Source organism: Streptomyces sp. NPDC058964, from assembly GCF_042741275.1.
In the GTDB taxonomy this organism is placed as follows: Bacteria; Actinomycetota; Actinomycetes; order Streptomycetales; family Streptomycetaceae; genus Streptomyces.
On the sequence record NZ_JBHYKH010000176.1, the window covers coordinates 1 to 16,397 of the forward strand.

The window sequence follows — 16,397 nt, forward strand, 5'->3', positions numbered from 1 at the left end:
CGCCCGGCCACTGCCCGGGCGGGGGCGGCGGTTGCCTATGCCCGGCTCACCGGATGAGGACGCGCGCGCCGACCCGCCGGGCGCGCGCGGTGGCCGCCTCGATGTTGTCCGGCAGTTCTCGATCCCGTCGGATGCGCTCCGGCCGTCGTGGCGGTCAGGTCCGGGTGGGCACGCGGCAGCAGGTATCCAGCAGGTATCTCCTCCAGCAGCCGCGGCGGGTCCTCGGTCCCGTCCGGTCCTCCGACGACCAGATCCACTCCGAGGTTCATGGTCCCGGCGGCGGACCGGCGCGCCCGGCCGGTCCACCGGGTATCCGCGCAGGTCAGGCACGCAGCGCCGGAATCACCCGCTCCGTGAACAGCCGCAGGCTGCGCCAGCCCTCCTCCAGCGGCATGCCGCCTGCCAGTGGGTGCAGTACGAGGTTTTCCAGTCCCTGGGTCACGCACTCGTCGGGGGTGAGGATCCGGTACACGCGCTCCGCGCGCAGCTCGTCCACCGTCGTGGCCGCCGACCGCACCGCCGAGCGGATGTCCCCGGACTGCCAGGAGGCGTACGTCCGCGCCTCGTGGAGGAAGTGCCGCCCGTACTCCGCCCAGGCCCGGTCCGGATCCTCGGCGATGTGCAGGAGCGGGGTCTCGGCCGTGGGCATCATCGTCCAGCCCTCGGTGCCGTACTCGGTGAGCTTCTCCTTGTAGTACGCCTCCAGCTCCGGCAGGTGCGCGCTCGGGAAGAACGGCAGGCCGAGCCGGGCGGCCCGGCGGGCGGCGGCCCGGGAGGAACCGCCGACCAGGAGGAGGGGGTGCGGATCGGTGTACGGGCGCGGGGTGACCCGTACCGTACGGCCCCGGTACTCGAACTCCTCCCCGGTCCAGGCCTTGAGCAGGGTCTCCAGCAGCTCGTCCTGGAGCCTTCCGCGCCGCTTCCAGTCCACGTCGAACAGGGCGTACTCCTCGGGCCGGTACCCGATCCCCGCGACGGTGACCAGCCGGCCGCCGCTCAGCAGATCGAGCACGGCGATCTCCTCCGCCAGCCGCAGCGGATCGTGCAACGGGCCGATGACAGCCGAGACCGTGACCGCGATGTTCCGGGTCGCCCCGAACACCGCGCCCGCGAAGGCGAACGGCGCGGGCAGCCAGTTGTTCGCGACCCCGTGGTGCTCCTCCGTCTGCACGGTGGTGATCCCGCGCTCGTCGGCGTACGCGGCCATCTCCACGGCCGCCCGGTAGCGGGCGGCGAGCGAGGCTGGGGTCGCGTCGGGCTCGACGAGGTTGAAACGAACGACCGTCACGGGCATGGGACGCCCCCTTCACCGGGCGGTTCGGGTATCGGCGATGGGGGAGGTTAGCTGACGATGCGTCAGATGACCACACCTCCACCCACTTGGAGGAACCTCCAAAAAATCGCATCCGGCGGAGCAAAGGCCGTGGCGGGGGAGGGATGGATACTGGACGGGTTATGGAAACCGTCATCCTTGCTGTAGTCATCGCCGTGGTCGTGCTCGGTGTGCTCGGCGGGCTCATCGTCGGCAGCCGGCGCAAGAAGCAGCTGCCCCCGCCACCGCCCGCCGCGCCCGACATCACCGCGCCACCGGCCGAGCCGCACGTCGGCGAAGAGGCCGAGACGCCGCGCGACGAACCGCGCCGGACGATCGAGGAGGTGGATCTCCCCGACGGCTCGGCCTCCGTCGCCGTCGAGGAGCCGCCGGCCGTCGAAGCGGTCGAGGCTCCCGCGATCGAGATCCCGGAGCCCACGGCGGGACGCCTGGTCCGCCTGCGCGCCCGCCTCTCCCGCTCGCAGAACGCCCTGGGCAAGGGCCTGCTCACCCTGCTGTCCCGCGAGCACCTCGACGAGGAGACCTGGGAGGAGGTCGAGGACACGCTGCTCACCGCCGATGTCGGTGTGCAGCCCACCCAGGAGCTGGTCGATGCCCTGCGCGAGCGCGTGAAGGTGCTCGGCACCCGCACTCCCACGGAGCTTCGCGGACTGCTGCGCGAGGAGCTCCTCAAACTGGTCGGCACCGATGTCGACCGTACCGTGAGGACCGAGCCCGAGGACCGCAAGCCGGGCATCGTGATGGTCGTCGGCGTCAACGGCACCGGCAAGACCACCACCACCGGCAAGCTGGCCCGGGTCCTGGTGGCCGACGGACGCACCGTCGTCCTGGGTGCCGCCGACACCTTCCGGGCCGCCGCCGCCGACCAGCTGCAGACCTGGGGCGAGCGGGTCGGCGCCTACACCGTGCGCGGGCCGGAGGCGGGCGACCCCGCCTCCGTCGCCTTCGACGCGGTGAAGGAGGGCAAGGAGATGGGCGTCGACGTCGTGCTCATCGACACCGCCGGCCGGCTGCACACCAAGACCGGTCTCATGGACGAGCTCGGCAAGGTCAAGCGCGTCGTCGAGAAGCACGCGCCGCTCGACGAGGTGCTGCTCGTCCTCGACGCCACCACCGGCCAGAACGGCCTCGTCCAGGCCCGGGTCTTCGCAGAGGTCGTCGACATCACCGGCATCGTGCTGACCAAGCTGGACGGCACCGCCAAGGGCGGCATCGTCGTCGCGGTCCAGCGCGAGCTGGGCGTGCCGGTCAAGCTGGTCGGCCTCGGCGAGGGGGCCGACGACCTGGCACCGTTCGAGCCGGAGGCGTGCGTTGACGCCCTTATCGGAGACTGAACCAGCTGCCGGATCCGTCAGCTGTCCACGAGCGCCCGCCCCCGAGGTCCAGTTGGGGGCGGGCGCTTCGCCGTGTACGGTCACGGGCCTCGACGGTGCGGGTGCGGCTGGGTCCTGTCGTCACATCCCCGTCGTCCGCCCGGAGGGCCGGCCCTGCGGCGTCATGCGGGTCCCTGCTCGAGCGAGGGCAAGCGCTCGCGGGAGCGTGCTCCCGGGGTGCCGGGCCCCGGCTTCGTACTGGATGTACCCGGGTCGGGGCCCGGTGCCGCGAGTGGGAGTCCGCCGCTCGAAGAACTGGGGGGAGCGTGCATGGCGTCGCGGGGCAGACGGGGATTCGACGACGGGGCCTGGTCCAGTATCCGTGAGCCTCCGACCGGCAGGTCCCACAGGTCCGCCCGGTCCAGTCCCGCCTTCTCCCAGGCGGCCCGCACCCGGGTGAGCGGCTCCAGGACCGGCTCGGCGGAGAGGACGAACGTGCCCCAGTGCATGGGGGCCATCCGGCGGGCGCCGAGGTCGCGGGCGGCGCGGACGGCCTCCTCCGGGTCGCAGTGGACGTCGCTGAGCCACCAGCGCGGGTCGTAGGCGCCGATGGGGAGCAGGGCGAGGTCGATACCCGGGTAGCGGCGGCCGATGCGGGAGAACCAGTGGCCGTAGCCCGTGTCGCCGGCGAAGTAGACGCGCTGTCCGTCCCGGTCGGTGAGCACCCAGCCGCCCCACAGACTGTGGCAGGTGTCGGTGAGGGTGCGCTTGGACCAGTGGTGGGCGGGCACGAAGTCGAAGCGGACGCCGGACAGTTCGGCCGCCTCCCACCAGTCCAGCTCGGTGACCGTGGTGAACCGGCGGCGGCGGAACCACGGGCCGAGGCCGGCCGGGACGAACACCGGTGTGTCGCGCGGGAGCCGGCGCAGGGTCGGGGCGTCCAGGTGGTCGTAGTGGTTGTGGCTGATGACGACGGCGTCGACGCGCGGCAGCGCGCTCCAGGCGACGCCGACGGGGGTGACGCGGGCCGGGGTGCCGAGGATCCGCCGGGACCAGACCGGGTCGGTCAGGACGGTGAGCCCGCCGATGCGCAGCACCCAACTGGCGTGCCCCGCCCAGGTGACGGCGACCGTGCGGTTGTCGGTGCGGGGCATCGGGCCGGGTTCGAAGGGGAGCCGCGGGATGTCGGCCAGGCCCTCGGGTGCCGGCCGTACGGAGCCCTCGCGGGCGAAGCGGGCGATCGCCTTCAGGCCGGGCAGCGGGGCGGTGAGACGGTCGTGGAAGGTCCGCGGCCAGAACCGGAGTTCGCCCAGCGGACGGGGGTCGGCGAGGGGCGGGAATGGGGGCGCGAAGGGGCGGGGGGCGGCCGGGACCGCGGGGAGCGCGGGGGGCGGCGAAGTGTCGGCTTCCCGGGTCGTCGTGGTGGTCGTGGTGGCTGACCCGGACAGCGGCGTCTGCTGCGTCATCGAGGAGGCTCCCATCGCTGAGCGTCGTCGCGGAGATCGTCGAAGACCGACCTCAAGGAGATCAACGCGCGTTGCACGTGTGGCAGTTCCAACGGTGCGGGTGAGGTGAGGCATTCCGTTCGTTCCTCGTCCGTACCGGCCAGCAGGGGCCCGGTGGACAGCCGCACGCGCAGCGCCCCCAGGTCGTCGCCGAACCGGTGGCCGCCGGACGCGGGCATGCCGAGCCGGGCGGTGAGGAAGTCCTCCAGCTCCTGTGCGTCGCCGACGTCGCGCGCGCCGAGCGCGGAGCGCAGCTCGCCGAGGTCGACGTACAGGTGACGCCCGGCCTGCGGCGGGCGGGACAGCGCTCCGGCCGAGACGACGACGGCGTGCGCGGCGGCGGCCACGCGCGCGTGCAGGCGTACGGCGGTGTCGCGGCGCGCGGTGACCGGCTCGGGTTCGCCGAGCGCGTACGCGGCGGCGGCCGCGACCGGTCCGGCGACGCACGCCCCCAAGGCGGTGAGCACGTCGAGCACGCGCGCGTGGAGCGCCTCCCCGCTGCCCGCGGCGGGGAAGCGGGCGACGGCCGCGGGCCAGCCGGGCGGCAGCAGCGCGCCGGCCAGGTCGGTGACGACGGTGACCCGCTCGTGCAGCATCTCGGCGGGGCTGAGGATCACGGTGGCGTGGGGGTCGTGCACGGTGTCGCGCCAGGTCTCGTCGCTGACCAGGTGCAGTCCCTCGCCCTCGGCAGCCTCGACGGTCTCGTGCAGCAGCTCGGGCGGCGCGACGGTCGCGGTCGGGTCGTCGGCGACGGAGAGCACGAGCAGCCGTGGGTCACCGCCCTCGGCCCGGACGCGGCGCACGGTCTCCAGGAGGGCGTACGGGTCGGGGACGCCGCCGGACTCGGCCTGGGTCGGCACGTGGAAGACGGGCCTGCCCAGCAGCCGCGCGTACGGCGCCCACCATGCGGCGCAGGGCCGGGGCACCAGGACGTCACCGCCGAGCGCGGCGGTCAGGGCGAGCAGCAGGGACGGCGCTCCGGGGCCGGCCGCCACCGGGTGTGCGTCGGCGGGCAGTCCGCGCCGTGCCCAGTAGCCGCGGGCCGCCTCGACGAGGGCGGGGCCGCCGCCGACCGGTTCCTCCCCCGGGCGGCCCGCGGCGGCGGAGAGCACGGCCGAGAGCTCGGGCAGGACGGGCAGCCCGTCGTCGGGCAGGTGCGGCCCGAAGCGGACCGGGCCGTGGCCTTCGGGGTCCGTCCGCCGCATGTCCGCCTCCGCGCAGTCCGTGGTGCCGTGTGCTGTCCCCGTCCGGTCCGTGCTCCGTTCCCGGCTCGCTCACTCACCCCCGGGTCACCAGCCGGTGCGCGGCGGCACCGAGCGCGCCGGCGATCAGCAGACCGCCGGTGACCAGCGCCGGAACGGACCCGTTGAAGGCGCCGCCCTCTCCAGCATCCACGCCGCGCTGGATCACGGCCGGGCCGCAGGTGGAGCCTGTCGGGGACTTGGCACAGTCAGGACCGTCGGCACAGGATGCACCCCGGGGCGCGTCGCATTCCCACCCCTGTCCGTCTCCTCCCCATCCTTGACCGTCGCCTCCCTGGTCCCGGTCGTAGCCGCCCTGCCCCTGGCTCTCGCCTTTCTGACCCTGGCTCTCGGCTTTCTGACCCTGGCTCTCGGCTTCCTTCCCCTGACCGTCGCTTCCCCGTCCCTGGTCCTCGCTCTCTCCGCAGGACTGCGCGCCGGCGCACGGCCGGGTGTCGCCGACGGCGGTGTCGGGGCCGAGGTCCGTTCCCGCCGCGGTGCCGGGACCGAGGTCCGTACCCACCGCGGTGCCGGGGCCGAGGTCCGTACCCGCCGCGGTGCCGGGACCGAGGTCCGTACCCACCGCGGTGCCGGGACCGACGCCGGTGCTCGTGCTGCCGTCGGCATCGGCGTCGGCGCGGGGCATCGAGGGCGCGGCGCTCCCGGTCCGTCCCTGCGCCCCGGGTGCGGCGGGACATGTGCCGTCGACCGGGGAGGAGGCGTCGACGGTCGGCGGGGCGGTTACCGCGGTCGCACCGCAGGTGACGGGCGTGGTGCCCACGGGGTCCGCCGAGGCGGCCGGTATGGCTGTGCCAAGGGCGCCCGCCGCCAGGACGGCGGCGGCCAGGGCGCGAGCGGTGCGTCGCATGGGACGGGCTCCTCAGACGGACGGCTGCGGGAACACGACGGTCGTGCCTCCGCAGCCATCACAGCCCGCCGGACCGTGCCCCGCGCGCGGCCGGGCCCCATTCGCGGGAACGTGACCGGCCTATCGGGTGACACCGACGGGCCCCCCGCGGGGCGCCCCCCCCCACGTCGCGGTCGTCGGATCCCGGCCCTCAGGCCACCGAGGCGATCCGCATCTTGATGTCGTCCGGGGACAGCGCCCCCTTGGCCGTCACATGATCCCCCGAGGACTCGCCGCGCAGCCGCCGCCCGATCCACGGGACCAGGTACTCACGGGCCCAGTGGACGTCGTCGCGGCGGACGTCGAGGGTGCCGCGGGGCGGGAGCGGTGGCCAGGGCTGGTCCGGGTCGGCGGGCACCTCCAGGCCGAGCACCTGGCCGGCCCGCAGCGCCACGCGCGTGTGCCCCTCGGGTGAGAGGTGGAGCCGGTCGTCGTCCCAGGCCCGCCGGTCCTGGACCGTCTTGAGGGACCAGAGGTCGAGCACCGGGCAGCCGTACCGGTCGGCGATGGCCCGGACGTGACCGTTGTACGTGGCGATCTTGCCGCGCAGGTGCTTGAGCACGGGCACGCCACGGGTGTCGAACCCGGTCGTCACCATGACCGTGCCGGCCACCTGGGACAGTCGGACGACCGCCCGCTCGAAGCGCTCGGCCACCTCGTCCGGGTCGGTGCCGGGCCGGATGATGTCGTTGCCGCCCGCGCAGAAGGACACCAGGTCCGGCGCGAGTTCGACGGCCTGCGGGAGCTGGTCGGCCATGATCTGGTCGAGGAGCTTCCCGCGTACCGCGAGATTGGTGTATTTGAAGTCGCCCTCGGGCCGCCTGTCCGCGAGAAGTACCGCGAACCGGTCGGCCCAGCCGACGTATGCCCCGTCGGGGCCGGGGTCGCCGACGCCCTCGGTGAAGCTGTCCCCCACCGCCACGTACGACCCGATCACTGATCTGTTGTCACTCTTCGAATCGTCTGTCACATCGGCCCATGATTCACCTTCGGATGTGACCTACGCGATCGTAGGAAGGGGTTGACGATCGGTGAGATAAGACACCCTTAAATAGTTTGCCAACGAGGGAATACGGCGTCGGCAGGCCACGTTGAGGCGGTGATCGCCACGGGCGGGACGGACACACCGAAGGCCGGACCCGGGGGATCGGAGGTCCGGCCTTCGGCGGCTTGGGGGCGAGTACCGTCAGGCGACGGGCACGCCGTGGGAGCGGAGGTAGGCGACCGGGTCCACGTCCGAGCCGTAGTTCGGCGTGGTGCGGATCTCGAAGTGCAGGTGCGGACCGGTCACGTTGCCGGTCGCACCCGAGAGGCCGAGCTGCTGGCCCGGGGTCACGGTCTGGCCGGCCGAGACGGAGAGCCGGGACAGGTGGCCGTACTGCGCGTAGTAGCCGTCGTTGAGGCGCAGGACGACCTGGTTGCCGTACGCCCCGCCCCAGCCCGCGGAGACGACCGTGCCCGCACCCACGGCCTTGACCGGGGTGCCGGTCGGGACGACGAAGTCGACGCCGGTGTGGTAGCCGCTGGACCACATGCTGCCCGCCACGTGGTAGTGGGTGCCGATGGTGGCGCCCGACACCGGGAGGTTGTAGCCGGTCGAGGCGACCGCGGCCTGGGCGTCCTGGGGCCACGCGTTCGAGGCGGACGCGGCGTCGGAACCGGACGCGGCACGGGAAGCCGACTCGGTGTTCGACACGGCCGACGGCTTCACGGAGGAGGCGGTGGGAGCGGAGGAGGACCGCTCGGAGGACGACGACCGCGAGGGGGTCGCGGACGAGGGGGCGGCGCCCGTCGCGGCCTTCCCGCCGAGGGCGAGCTTCAGACCGGGGTGGATCAGCGACGGGTTGTCACCGACGGCCTCACGGTTGTCCCGGTAGATCCGCTGCCAGCCGCCGCGCACGTTCTGCTCGTCGGCGATCTTCGAAAGGTAGTCGCCGGACCTCACCGTGTACGAACGGGCACCCGAATTCACCTTCGCCCTCAGAGGCTTCGTGGCGACCGTCGGCAGCGGCTTCGTGGCGACCGTCGGCAGCGACTGGACGGCCTTTTCGGTACCGGACTGCGGGGTGGCGGCATGGGCACCGGCGGTCCCGATCAGCGGCAGGGCCAGCGCGGCACCACCGGTACCGGCGACGGCGATCCTGCGGGTGAGGCGACGGGGCTTGGGACGGCGGTGCTTTCCCTTCGCGGGCATGGCGAATTCCTCTCCGGCGCCTGCGAGGTGAGCTGTCGGGTTCGGGCTGGAGCTGCCCGGCCGCGCACGGAGCGCGGCTTCACCCCGAGCCGTCCCGGAGACCGGAACAGGCATTGGTACCTGATGGGTCCCCCGCTTCCTGCCTTGCACGGGTGAGTGTGAGCGGGCTCCGGGCGGCGGCAGGATTCGGCGTTCCGTCCGGATTGGTGGCGAACGTAAGCGAGCGGGATGCGGGGGGACAAGCAGAAGGTTCCGTGTGTCCGTGTTTCACATGATCCGTTACGGGAAATCCCGGTCACCCTCCGTGCATTCCCTTTCGATTTTCCCGGCCAATTCCCGGGAAAGGGGCGCGAATTACGTGAACATGACGCACGACGGACGGTCACGGGTATGACGCTCCTCACGCATCACATCCCAGGCCTCGCCATTTCCCCGCAAGTTTGACGTAAAGGGTTAATTCGGACAGCACCCTCAGACGCGACGGAACCGGAAGACCGACGCGTCGAGGTCGCCGCGCAGACCGGTGCGCAGGCCGTGGTGCAGGAGGACGGCACCCCGGTGGATTTCGCCCGTTTCGCGGCATTCATATGAGGCTGTCGGGTCGAGACCGCGCAGCCGCAGCGCGGGGACGGGCTCGCCGTAGCGCTGGGCCTGCAGCCAGGCGAGGACGACCGCCTCGCCACCGCGCACGTACTGGACCGCGCTCAGCCCGCCGTCCGGAGGCCGCAGCCGGTACAGCTCGCCGTGCTGCACGACCGGGCGGATGCCCTTGTAGAGCTCCACCCACTCACGGGCCTCGGCGAGCTCCTCCTCCGTCCACTCCGCGAGGTCGCCGCCGACACCGAGGACCCCCGCCATGGCGCTGACGAAACGGAAGCGCAGCGAGCTGACCCTGCCATTGAGCTGCGTGTTCGGGCTGTCGGTGACCCAGGCGGCCATGATCCGTGCCGGGTGGATCTGACTGAAGCCGTGCTGGATGGCGAGCCGGTCGAGCGGATCGGTGTTGTCGGAGGTCCACACCTGGTCCGTGCGGCTCGTCACACCGAGGTCGATCCGTCCGCCGCCGCCCGAGCAGGACTCGAACGCGACGCCCGGGTGCGCGGCACGCAGCCGGTCCAGCAGGGCGTACAGGGCGCGCACATGGTCGACCCAGAGCCGCTGCGGATACGCGTCCCCGGGCCAGCCCGCGTCGGTGAAGCAGCGGTTGAAGTCCCACTTCACGTAGTCGACGGGGGCACTGGAGAGCAGGCCGTGGAGCTGCTCCCAGAGGTACTCCCGGACGTCCTCGCGGGCCAGGTTGAGGACAAGCTGATTGCGGAGTTCTGTCCTTTTCCTACCGATTTGATACTGCGCCCAGTCGGGGTGCGCGCGGTACAGCTCGCTGTCCGGGTTGACCATCTCGGGCTCGACCCAGATGCCGAACTGCATGCCGAGGGCGTGCACATGGTCGGCAAGGGGCTTGAGGCCGTTCGGGAAGCGGTCGGGGTTCGGCGTCCAGTCGCCGAGTCCCGCCCGGTCGCTGGTGCGGGTGCCGAACCAGCCGTCGTCGACCACGAACAGTTCGACGCCGATCGACGCCGCCCGGCGGGCGAGCGTCGCCTGCTGCTCCTCGGAGATGTCGAAGGTCGTGGCCGCCCCGGAGCAGGCGCGTATAGGCCGGTCCCGGTCCGCGTCCGGTATGACGTACGCCCGCTGGTAGGCGTGCCAGGCGCGGCTCGCGCCGCCGAAGCCGCCGTCGCTCCACAGGCCCGCGAAGACCGGGCTCGTATACGACTCCCCCTCGCCCAGCATCAGCAGGCCGGAGTCGTCGTAGCCGGCGCCACCGGTGATCTGCACGCGCGCGTCCGGGAGCTGGGCGACCGCGATCCGCCACGATCCCGACCAGCCGAGCGCGCAGCCGTACACCTCCCCGCGCTCCTCGGTGGCGTCCGTGTCGAGCGCGACCCAGGGCAGGTGCTGGTGACCGGTGTGGCCGCGGCGGCTGCCGATGACCTTCTCCCCGTACGTGAGGGGGGAGACCGCCAGCCGGGACTCGGCGGCCCAGCGGCCGTGCAGCTGGGACAGCCGCCAGCCCGCCCGGTCGGGCAGGGTCCAGGTGGCCGGGTCGGCGCGGAGCAGCTCCACGCGCGCGTGCCCCTGGTTGCCGACGGTGACCCAGCGCTCGACCACGTCGCCGCGCATGCGGTAGTGCAGCGTGACGGCCAGCCCGGCGTCCCGGAACCGCAGCCGCAGCTCGTCGCCCTCGGTCTCGTACGCCTCGAAGGTCCACTCGGTGCCGCGCCGCTCCTCGGTGCGCACGGACAGGGCGGGACGGACGAAGCGGGGGCCGCCCTCGACCGGGTACTCCTCGCGGCCGTCGAGCGGGGACTCGAACGGCCAGTAGTCGGGCAGCGGGCGCACGGCGAGCGCCTCGGCGTCGGCGAGCTCGATCCCCGGTCCCCAGTGGAGGTGGAGCAGTTCGTCCGCCTCGGTGAGGTGCAGCGCGTAGCTGCTGGTCGGTCCGGACAGGAGCCACGTACGACCGTTTTCGGCGATGTCCACCATGAGGCCCTCACAAGTGCCAACAGATCCGCTCAAGCTCCAACATCATCATGGGCCCGAGGGGTCCGGGGCAATGCCTGTGGACAACTCATTGCCTGAGGAAACCCATGTCGTATCGTCGACAGCACGCCCGTCGACGAGCCGCGTCGGCGTCGCCCGACCGCAAGGAGCCCCCGTGACACAGCAGGTCCCGTCGACCGAGCCGGAGCTGTCCGGTGTGCGCAACTTCCGTGACGTGGGCGGACTGCCCACGGCGGACGGCCGGCGGGTGCGCTACGGGGTGCTGTTCCGCAGCGGCCACCTCGCACACGCGACCGAGAAGGACGCGGAGTTCCTCGCGTCCCTGGACCTGCACACGATCTTCGACTTCCGCAACGCGGCCGACCAGAAGCTGGAGGGCCCCGACGTGGCGCTGCCGGGCGTGCGGAACGTGAACATGCCGCTGAGCGACCCGGCGGACGGCGCCGAGTTCTGGAAGATGGTCCGCGACGGCGAGATCGAGCAGCTGCGCGGCATCCTTGCGGACGGCAGGGCGGCGAACCGGATGATCACCTCCTACCGGAAGATCATCAAGGAGCGCACCGCCGAGCACTCCCGGGTGCTGCACGCGCTCGCCGAGGACAGCGTGCCCGCCCTGATGCACTGCGCCGCGGGCAAGGACCGGGCCGGCCTGTCGATAGCCGTGACACTGCTCGCCCTGGGCGTGGAACGCGAGGCCATCCTCGTCGACTACCTGGAGTCCAACGCCAAGCACCGCAGGTACAAGGTGCACCGCAACGGCAGCGCGCAGTCGGCGTACTCCCCCGAGGTCATGGAGCTGCTCAGCCCGCTCTTCGAAGCGCGGGCCGAGTACCTGACGGCGGCCGTCGAGACCATCGAGGAGACGTGGGGCGGCGTCGACACCTACCTGGAGCGGGGGCTCGGCCTCACCCCGCGGACCCGCGACCGGCTGCGCGAGCGGCTGCTCGACTGACGGCCGCGGCCGCCCCCGGGGGGTCATCCCTTGGCGCCGACCGCGAACAGCAGGTAGATGAAAGCCGCCAGGACGTGGCCGAGGACGCCGTAGACGATCAGACGGACCCACAGGGCGCGCGGGAACTTGTCCTCCAGGTCGCTCATGGCAGCTCTCCGGTGATGGGGCCCAGGCACAGTGCGGCCGTGGGACTCTGCAGCAGGGTGTGGACGAACAGGAGCTCGACCCCGTCGTGGTCCTCGGCGGCGAGGCGGTGCGGGGTCAGCGAGTCGAAGTGCGCGCTGTCGCCGGGCGCGAGCAGGTGCGTGGTGTCCCCGAGTCGCAGCCGGAGCCGCCCCTTGAGGACGTACAGCCACTCCTCGCCGGGGTGCACGCGCACGATGTCGCCCTGCGAGCCGTGCGGCACGCGGACGCGCAGGGCCTGCATGCCCCGGCCGGACGCGCCGGCCTGCCAGTACGTCCAGCCGCCCGCGCGGGTCGGTTCCATGTCGGCGGCGCGCACGATGGCGTCCCGGTCGGCGACCGTCTCGCCCAGCAGTTCCGAGACCGTCGTACCGTAGACACGGGCGAGTGCGAGCAGCATCGGCAGCGAGGGCTGTCGCTGCCCGGTCTCCAGGCGGGAGAGGTGGGCGGGCGACAGGCCCGCGGCGCGGGCCGCTGCCTCGAGGGTGAGACCGGCGCGGCGGCGCAGTGAACGGAGCTGGGGCGCCACGGCCGGAAGGTCGCCGGCGGGAACGGCCGACGGCTCGGGCCCGTGGCCGCCGAGGTGCTCGGCTTCGGAGGGGCTCATGCCTCCATTGAGCCGGAGGATTTGCCTCCACGGCAAATTTCTTGCCTCAGAGGCAAACCTTCCAAGCGGTGATCACCGGTTGGCGACCGCCTGCTTGATCAGCGTCCTGCCGAAGTCCCAGACCAGGCCACCGCCGTTGTGCGCGTCGTCCATCACGGCGGTGAAGGCGTTCACGAAGCGGTCCACCTCGGGCTCGCCGATGACCAGCGGCGGGATCAGCTTGATCACCTCCAGATGGTCGCCGGAGACCTGGGTGAGGATCCGGTGCCGCTGCAACAGCGGTACGACGACCATCTGCGCGAACAGGCCCTTGCGCGCGGCCTGCAGCATGGTCCAGCGGCTGCGCAGCTTCAGCGAGGCGGGCCTCCCGAACTCGATGCCGATCATCAGGCCCCGGCCGCGGACGTCGGCGAGCAGCTCGTACTTGTCGGTCAGCGCGGCCAGCCGGGACTTCAGCTGCTCCCCCGTGGTGCGCGCGTTCGCGACGGTCCGCTCGTTCTCCATGACCGACAGCACGGCCAGGCCCGCTGCCATCGCCTGCGCGTTGGAGCCGAAGCTCGCCGAGTGCACCAGCACCCGGTCCATGGACGAGTAGACCTTCTTGAAGATCCAGTCCTTGCCGAGGGTGGCGCCGACCGGCACATAGCCGCCGGAGAGCGCCTTGGCCACGCACACCAGGTCCGGTTCGACGCCGCTCTCGTGCTGGTAGGCGTAGAAGTCCCCGGTGCGGCCGAGGCCGGTCTGCACCTCGTCGGCGATGAGCAGCGCCTTGTGCCGGTGCAGCAGTTCCTGGGCGGCGCGCAGATGGCCGGGCGGAGCCTCGTGCACTCCCTTGCCCTGGATCGGTTCGACGATCAGGGCGGCGACGTCGCCCTTCCTCAGCTCCCTCGCCAGGGCGTCGAGATCGCCGAGCGGTACGGCCGTGTCGGGCAGCAGGGGGGCGAATCCGTCCCGGAAGCCGTTCTCGCCGTTGACCGACAGCGAGCCGGTGGTCAGACCGTGGAAGGCGTGGTCGCAGTAGAGGATCCGTGGCCTGCCGGTGGCGAACCGGGCGAACTTCAGCGCGGTCTCCACGGCTTCCGTGCCGCTGTTGCCGAAGAACACCCGGTCCAGGTGCGGGCTGTACGAGAGCAGCTTCTCGGCCAGCAGTCCGGGCAGCGGCTGGCAGTCGAAGCGGGTGAGGTCGGCGAGCTGGGCGTCCAGGACGTCGTGCAGCGCCTTGCGGACGACGGGGTGGTGACGGCCGAGGCCCATCACCCCGAACCCGGCGAGCATGTCCAGGTAGTCGTTGCCGTCCGCGTCCCAGAAGTGGGCGCCCTCGGCGCGCTCGTAGACCTTGTCGAAGCCGATGGTGTGCAGCATGCGCGGCAGCTGGTGGTTGAGGTATCTGCCGTGCAGCTCGTAGCGCTCGGCTCCGCGCTCGGCCAAGAGCGCGCCGAGGTCGAACTCCGTGGTCATTCGGTCTTCTCCTGTTTCTCGGCCTTCCGGGCCTTCTCCGGTGCGCGGCCGTCGGCGTCCCGGACGGCCAGGCTCGCGCCGATCCGTCCGGCGACCTCGACCGGCGTGAGTCCGATGTCGGCCAGCACCTCGCCGCGTTTGGCGTGCGCGAGGAACTGCTCGGGGATCCCGAACCTCCGTACGGGGACGTCGACATCGGCGTCACCCAGCGCGAGGGCCACGGCGGCCCCGACGCCGGACGCCCGGCTGTTGTCCTCGACGACGGCGACCAGACGGTGCTCGGCGGCGAGGCCGGGCAGGGCCGGGTCGACGGGCTTGACCCAGCGGGGGTCGACCACCGTGCACCCGATACCGCGCGCCTCCAGCAGCTCGGCCGCCTGGAGACACACCGGCGCCATGACGCCGACGGCCACCAGCAGCACCTCGGGCCGCGCCGAACGGCGCAGCACGTCCAGGCCGCCGACCCGGCCGACCGCCGGGATCTCCGGGCCGGCCGACTCCTTCGGGAAGCGGACAAGGGTCGGCGCGTCGTCCACGGCGACCGCCTCGCGCAGCTGGGCCCGCAGCTGGTCGGCATCGCGCGGCGCGGCGATCCTGAGCCCGGGGACGACCTGGAGCACGGACATGTCCCACATACCGTTGTGGGAGGCGCCGTCGACACCGGTGACGCCGGCCCGGTCGAGGACGAAGGTCACCCCGCAGCGGTGCAGCGCGACGTCCATCAGGAGCTGGTCGAAGGCACGGTTGAGGAAGGTGGCGTAGACGGCGACGACGGGGTGCAGGCCACCGGTCGCGAGCCCCGCCGCCGACACGGCCGCGTGCTGCTCGGCGATGCCGACGTCCCACACCCGGTCGGGGAAGCGTTCGGCGAACTTGCCGAGGCCCACCGGGTGCAGCATGGCGGCCGTGATCGCCACGACGTCGTCCCGCTCCTCGCCGATGCGGACGATCTCGTCGCCGAAGACCGAGGTCCAGGACGGGCCGCCGGACGGCGTGAGCGGCTCGCAGGTGAGCGGGTCCATCACGCCGACGGTGTGGAAGTGGTCCTCCTCGTGGGCCAGGGCGGGTTCGTAGCCGCGGCCCTTCTCGGTGAGGCAGTGGACGAGGACCGGTCCGTGGAAGCGCTTCGCGCGCCGCAGCGCGGACTCCACGGCTCTGATGTCGTGTCCGTCGATGGGGCCGACGTACTTCAGCCCCAGGTCCTCGAACATGCCCTGCGGGGCGAAGGCGTCCTTGAAGCCCTTCTTCGCGCCGTGCAGGGACTCGTACAGGGTGTTGCCGACGACCGGGGTCCGCAGCAGCACGTCCTTGCCCCAGGCCAGGACCTTCTCGTAGCCGTCGGTGGTGCGCAGCGTGGCGAGGTGGTTGGCGAGGCCCCCGATGGTCGGCGCGTACGATCGCTCGTTGTCGTTGACGACGACGATCAGCGGCCGGTCCTTGGCCGCCGCGATGTTGTTCAGCGCCTCCCAGGCCATGCCTCCGGTGAGCGCGCCGTCGCCGATGACCGCGACGACATGGCCCTTCTCTCCCTGCACCTGGCGGGCCTTGGCGAGCCCGTCGGCCCAGCCGAGGGCGGTGGAGGCGTGGCTGTTCTCGATGACGTCGTGCTCGGACTCCTCCCGCGAGGGATAACCGGACAGGCCCCCCTTGCCGCGCAGCTTGGAAAAGTCCTGACGGCCCGTCAGAAGCTTGTGCACATAGCTCTGGTGACCGGTGTCCCAGAGGATGCGGTCGACCGGTGACTCGAAGACCCGGTGCAGCGCGACGGTCAGTTCCACCACGCCCAGGTTGGGCCCGAGGTGGCCGCCGGTCCTCGATACGGCTTGCACCAGGAACTCGCGTATTTCTTCGGACAGTTCACCGAGTTCCGCCTCGGACAGCGCCTTCAGGTCGCGTGGTCCCCGGATGCTCTCCAGAATCGTCACGCTCGGGCCCCCTCTCGGTCCGTGCTGTTCAGCTCACGGTGACGGCGGGCTCTCCGGACCCGGCGCCGTCCTTCTCCATCTGCTCGGCGATCTTCATCGCCTCCTCGATCAGGGTCTCCACGATCTTCGACTCGGGGACGGTCTTGATGACCTCGCCCTTGACGAAGATCTGCCCCTTTCAGTTGCCGGAGCGGACCCCCACAAAGGCCTCGCGGCC

Annotated in this window: 12 protein-coding genes, 2 pseudogenes and 1 riboswitch; of the genes and pseudogenes, 2 read left to right on the plus strand and 12 right to left on the minus strand. The window is 72.1% G+C overall.

All coding sequences use genetic code 11. The features are described 5' to 3' along the window. Positions 1-322: 322 nt before the first annotated feature. A complete protein-coding gene (locus ACFW2E_RS22010) occupies positions 323-1,294 on the minus strand; it encodes an LLM class flavin-dependent oxidoreductase (protein WP_384468766.1) in 972 nt (323 codons plus the stop codon). A gap of 161 nt (positions 1,295-1,455) precedes the next feature. On the opposite strand from ACFW2E_RS22010, the gene ftsY reads away from it, so the two are divergent. Continuing rightward, on the plus strand, positions 1,456-2,667 hold the full coding sequence (gene ftsY, locus ACFW2E_RS22015; protein ID WP_384468767.1) for a signal recognition particle-docking protein FtsY: 1,212 nt from the start codon (positions 1,456-1,458) through the stop codon (positions 2,665-2,667). Positions 2,668-3,017: 350 nt separating this feature from the next. On the opposite strand, the pseudogene ACFW2E_RS22020 reads toward ftsY, so the two are convergent. The 6 genes and pseudogenes from ACFW2E_RS22020 to ACFW2E_RS22045 form a co-directional block, all read right to left on the minus strand. Further along, positions 3,018-4,112: pseudogene (locus ACFW2E_RS22020) on the minus strand (MBL fold metallo-hydrolase); the annotation flags it as partial. Next, positions 4,109-5,356 (minus strand): aminotransferase class I/II-fold pyridoxal phosphate-dependent enzyme, encoded by a 1,248-nt coding sequence (locus ACFW2E_RS22025; RefSeq protein WP_384468768.1) that lies wholly within the window; start codon positions 5,354-5,356, stop codon positions 4,109-4,111. The gene ACFW2E_RS22025 and the pseudogene ACFW2E_RS22020, both read right to left, overlap by 4 nt. Positions 5,357-5,429: 73 nt before the next feature. Continuing rightward, a complete protein-coding gene (locus ACFW2E_RS22030) occupies positions 5,430-6,260 on the minus strand; it encodes a hypothetical protein (protein WP_384468769.1) in 831 nt (276 codons plus the stop codon). Positions 6,261-6,450: 190 nt separating this feature from the next. After that, on the minus strand, positions 6,451-7,236 hold the full coding sequence (locus tag ACFW2E_RS22035; protein ID WP_384468776.1) for an SGNH/GDSL hydrolase family protein: 786 nt from the start codon (positions 7,234-7,236) through the stop codon (positions 6,451-6,453). A 249-nt stretch (positions 7,237-7,485) separates the two neighbouring features. After that, entirely contained in the window at positions 7,486-8,493 is a 1,008-nt protein-coding gene (locus tag ACFW2E_RS22040; RefSeq protein WP_384468770.1) for a peptidoglycan DD-metalloendopeptidase family protein, read from the minus strand. A gap of 4 nt (positions 8,494-8,497) precedes the next feature. Next, positions 8,498-8,658: riboswitch (cyclic di-AMP (ydaO/yuaA leader) on the minus strand. A 306-nt stretch (positions 8,659-8,964) separates the two neighbouring features. Further along, positions 8,965-11,037: an alpha-galactosidase gene (locus ACFW2E_RS22045; RefSeq protein ID WP_384468777.1), complete on the minus strand. Its 2,073-nt coding sequence runs from the start codon at positions 11,035-11,037 to the stop codon at positions 8,965-8,967. A 172-nt stretch (positions 11,038-11,209) separates the two neighbouring features. Between ACFW2E_RS22045 and ACFW2E_RS22050 the strand changes: the two genes are divergently transcribed. Further along, a complete protein-coding gene (locus tag ACFW2E_RS22050) occupies positions 11,210-12,007 on the plus strand; it encodes a tyrosine-protein phosphatase (protein ID WP_384468771.1) in 798 nt (265 codons plus the stop codon). 23 nt (positions 12,008-12,030) lie between these two features. Here ACFW2E_RS22050 and ACFW2E_RS22055 read toward each other — a convergent pair whose 3' ends face one another. From ACFW2E_RS22055 to ACFW2E_RS22075, 5 genes and pseudogenes are all read right to left on the minus strand, one after another. Further along, a complete protein-coding gene (locus tag ACFW2E_RS22055; RefSeq protein ID WP_384468772.1) occupies positions 12,031-12,153 on the minus strand; it encodes a DUF6126 family protein in 123 nt (40 codons plus the stop codon). Next, positions 12,150-12,797, minus strand: coding sequence for a helix-turn-helix domain-containing protein (locus tag ACFW2E_RS22060; RefSeq protein ID WP_384468773.1), 648 nt, complete (start codon positions 12,795-12,797; stop codon positions 12,150-12,152). The genes ACFW2E_RS22055 and ACFW2E_RS22060 overlap by 4 nt, the downstream gene beginning before the upstream one ends. Before the next feature lie 72 nt (positions 12,798-12,869). Further along, the gene (locus ACFW2E_RS22065) at positions 12,870-14,255 is read right to left on the minus strand and encodes an aspartate aminotransferase family protein (RefSeq protein ID WP_384468774.1); all 1,386 of its coding nucleotides are present in this window, start codon (positions 14,253-14,255) and stop codon (positions 12,870-12,872) included. Beyond that, on the minus strand, positions 14,252-16,180 hold the full coding sequence (gene dxs, locus ACFW2E_RS22070; protein WP_384468775.1) for a 1-deoxy-D-xylulose-5-phosphate synthase: 1,929 nt from the start codon (positions 16,178-16,180) through the stop codon (positions 14,252-14,254). Before dxs ends, ACFW2E_RS22065 begins: the two co-directional genes overlap by 4 nt. A 28-nt stretch (positions 16,181-16,208) precedes the next feature. After that, a pseudogene (locus ACFW2E_RS22075) lies at positions 16,209-16,397 on the minus strand (4-hydroxy-3-methylbut-2-en-1-yl diphosphate synthase); the annotation flags it as partial.